Origin of the sequence: Romboutsia sp. (genome assembly GCF_035470145.1) — a bacterium.
Lineage (GTDB): Bacteria > Bacillota > Clostridia > Peptostreptococcales > Peptostreptococcaceae > Romboutsia_D.
Genome location: NZ_DATIRC010000026.1, coordinates 1 through 2,966 on the forward strand (window position 1 = coordinate 1; position 2,966 = coordinate 2,966).

Annotated in this window: 3 protein-coding genes and 1 pseudogene; 1 reads left to right on the forward strand and 3 read right to left on the reverse strand. The window is 30.0% G+C overall.

What is annotated here, in order from left to right:
* The 3 genes and pseudogenes from VLM92_RS01205 to VLM92_RS01215 all read right to left on the reverse strand — a co-directional run.
* A partial coding sequence (locus VLM92_RS01205) for a PEP/pyruvate-binding domain-containing protein (RefSeq protein WP_325274529.1) occupies positions 1 to 1,321 on the reverse strand: 1,321 nt, incomplete at its 3' end.
* Positions 1,322 to 1,636: 315 nt separating this feature from the next.
* Complete coding sequence (locus VLM92_RS01210; RefSeq protein WP_325274530.1) at positions 1,637 to 1,861, reverse strand: alpha/beta-type small acid-soluble spore protein; 225 nt, start codon at positions 1,859 to 1,861, stop codon at positions 1,637 to 1,639.
* Between the two features lie 157 nt (positions 1,862 to 2,018).
* Positions 2,019 to 2,213, reverse strand: a pseudogene (locus VLM92_RS01215) (VOC family protein); the annotation flags it as partial.
* 186 nt (positions 2,214 to 2,399) lie between these two features.
* On the opposite strand from VLM92_RS01215, the gene speE reads away from it, so the two are divergent.
* On the forward strand, positions 2,400 to 2,966 hold a 567-nt coding region (speE, locus tag VLM92_RS01220), incomplete at its 3' end, for a polyamine aminopropyltransferase (RefSeq protein WP_325274531.1).

Genomic DNA, 2,966 nt, shown 5'->3' on the forward strand with positions numbered 1-2,966 from the left:
AATCCCCAGATACCCTTTGCACCAATATAGCCATTTGTTCGTCACGTTTATCTAGTCCTCTAAGTTTTCTATAGTTAAGAGCATCATCATTCATAGTACTTGCATAGACAGTACGAATTGCATCTTCAAAAGCTTGAAGTCTTTCTTCTGGGGTTCCCTGGTTTGCACAAAATACGCTTTCATATTTACCCGCAAAAGCATTCCCAAAGTTATCTTCAAGTAATGAACTGGATCTAACTATAATAGGTGATTGACCGTAGTATTCAAGCATATGCATAAACTGGTCTTTATTCATTCTTGAGAAACATCCTGATCCTAATCTTTTCTTAAGCTCATATGCATGTTTAAAATATCCTTCTTCGGTTTTTTGTTTGATTCTAAGATCCCACATATCATTTTCAACTATATAAGAATAGAAAACATCCGCACCTATATAAAAAGAGTCGTGAGGTTCTAGTAAAGGAGTAAAATATTCTTTATATTCCTCTACTTTTGTAATAATTCTAGTAGCTAAAAGCATACCTATACTTTTACCACCTATTAATCCTGTTCCAATTTCACGAGAAGCAATTTGTACAACATCAGAAAGGTCAAAATATTTCATACACATATCGTGAATTTTAGAATTAGCACCAACTAAAATAGTGATAAGAAGCTCTTTCATTTTTTCTCTAGTTTCAAAATCTTCATTTAGAGCATTTTTGGCTTTATTATATGTTATTCTCCAATAGCCAAGTCTTTTGCTGCTCCAATTAAATTTAGAGAATAATTGTGCAGCATCAGCACTTGATGTAATTGAAATGGCAGTATCACCTATTATTTTATGAGGAAAAAACATAGTTGGAGAGTAGCGGCCAGACACTTTTAGGGGATGGATATAAAAAACTTCTTCTACTTTGTAAACATCTAACAAAAGCTGAGTTGTCTCTCTGATTCCGGCAATTGTATCATAGGTATGCGCATTTCTCATTACTGTAAAATATGCTATAGAATTAAACTGATAAATATAAGGGCAAGTTACCTTAAAAAAATTAGTTGTCATAAGATCTGAATACCAACATTGTTGCAACTCGGTTAGACTATCAAATATATAGAATACTTTAAATCCTTCATTTTTGATTATGTTATGAACTGTTGTTGTGAAATCTTCAAAACCAAGGTATGGGTCTAATTCATAGACTTTAACTCCATCTAAATTATTGACAATAGGTTCATGTTGACCGAATCTTATATAAATTATGTTTCGCTTATCAAGTTTTGCTTGCTCAACATAAGACTGAACTACATATTTATAATCTTCAATTGAATTAACTTGCCACACAACATTATCCCCTAAGCGTAACATGTCAATAGTTTGATCAAAACCTTTCATCCCAGTGCTTACACTATCATATGTTCCCATAAAAAACACCTCACTTATAGATTTATTTCTATCTACAACATTTTTAACTTTAGATTTATTTTTCTTGGCTATTAATAGTATAGTTTTAAAATTAGCATTTATGATAGTTCAATGAGTTGTTTTGTATGGATTTTTTTAATCACTTAAAAATAGATACCACTAGCTAATACGCCCGTGGTATCTATTTGTTTATTTTCCTCGCTTAAGTTATAAATGCATATTTTGTAATAGTTATTATCTATTTTTACTATTATATTGTTTAATTAATTGTTCTTGTCCCATTTCAACTAATCTTTTACTCATCTGTCCACCAACTCTACCACCTAAAACTCCGTTTTCATAAGCACTCTTATTTGAACCATACATATTATTGCTAGGAACACCTAATTCATTTGCTATTTCTAATTTCATTTGATTTAATGCTGCTTTAGCATTTGGATTTGCTGGTTTTTTTGTCATTTTTATGCCTCCTAAATTTTAGCTATTGATTATTAAGTAATCTATTATAGTTTTCTTAATACTTTTATATATTATACATAAACTAATAATCCTTTATTTTCTCTAGCTAACAAGACTTAACATTATAGAGAGTTATATATCTAATAAGATTAAAAGATTAGGCTTGATATAACTCTAAAGGCAAATCATCTGGATCTTTAAAAAATGTAAATTTTTTAGATGTAAATTCATCTACTCTTATAGGTTCTACTTCTATACCCATACTTTCTAGTTCTTTTACTGCTTGTTCTATATCATTTACTTCTAGTGCTAAGTGTCTAAGCCCACAAGCTTCTGGACTGTTTGTTCTTTTAGGTAGATTAGGAAATGAAAATCATTTTTTATATTAGTTTATGTTTTTTATTAAGCAGGTATTTCTTTTTACAAAATGGAATAAATATCTAAAAGAGACTATAACTTAGCAGTCATAGTACTAATAAAAATTTAATCATCGTTTCTAATACAAATTATATAATAAATTTATTAAGGTGGTATAAAAATGGAGCTTTGGTATACTCAACAGCAAACAGAAAACATTCGATTTTCTATTAAGGTAAAGGAACATCTTTTCACAGGAAAAAGTCTTTATCAGCAAATAGATATATTTGATAGTAATGAAATGGGAAGATTTTTAATTATTGATGGTATTGTTATGCTTACATCTAAGGATGAATTTATTTATCATGATATGATCGTACATGTACCTATGTCCACAAATCCAGATATTAAGAAGGTTCTTGTAATTGGTGGTGGAGATGGAGGAACAGTTAGAGAACTCACTCGATACACAGGAATTGAAAAAATTGATATGGTAGAAATTGACCGTATGGTAGTTCAAGCTTGCCAAAAGTATCTTCCTCTTACTGCAAGTAAATTAGAGGATAAGAGAGTCCAACTATTTTTTGAAGATGGAATTGAATTTGTTAGAAGATCAAAAGAAAAATATGATTTGATTATCGTAGATTCTACAGATCCTATTGGTCCAGGAGAAGGACTGTTTACTATGGAATTTTATACATGCTGTTATAATCTGCTTAGTGAGAATGGGATATTAGTAAATCAATGT

Bases quoted from the DNA above. Each gene is read 5' to 3' on its own strand.
- VLM92_RS01210 (WP_325274530.1), bottom strand. From the start codon at position 1,861: ATGACAAAAAAACCAGCAAATCCAAATGCTAAAGCAGCATTAAATCAA.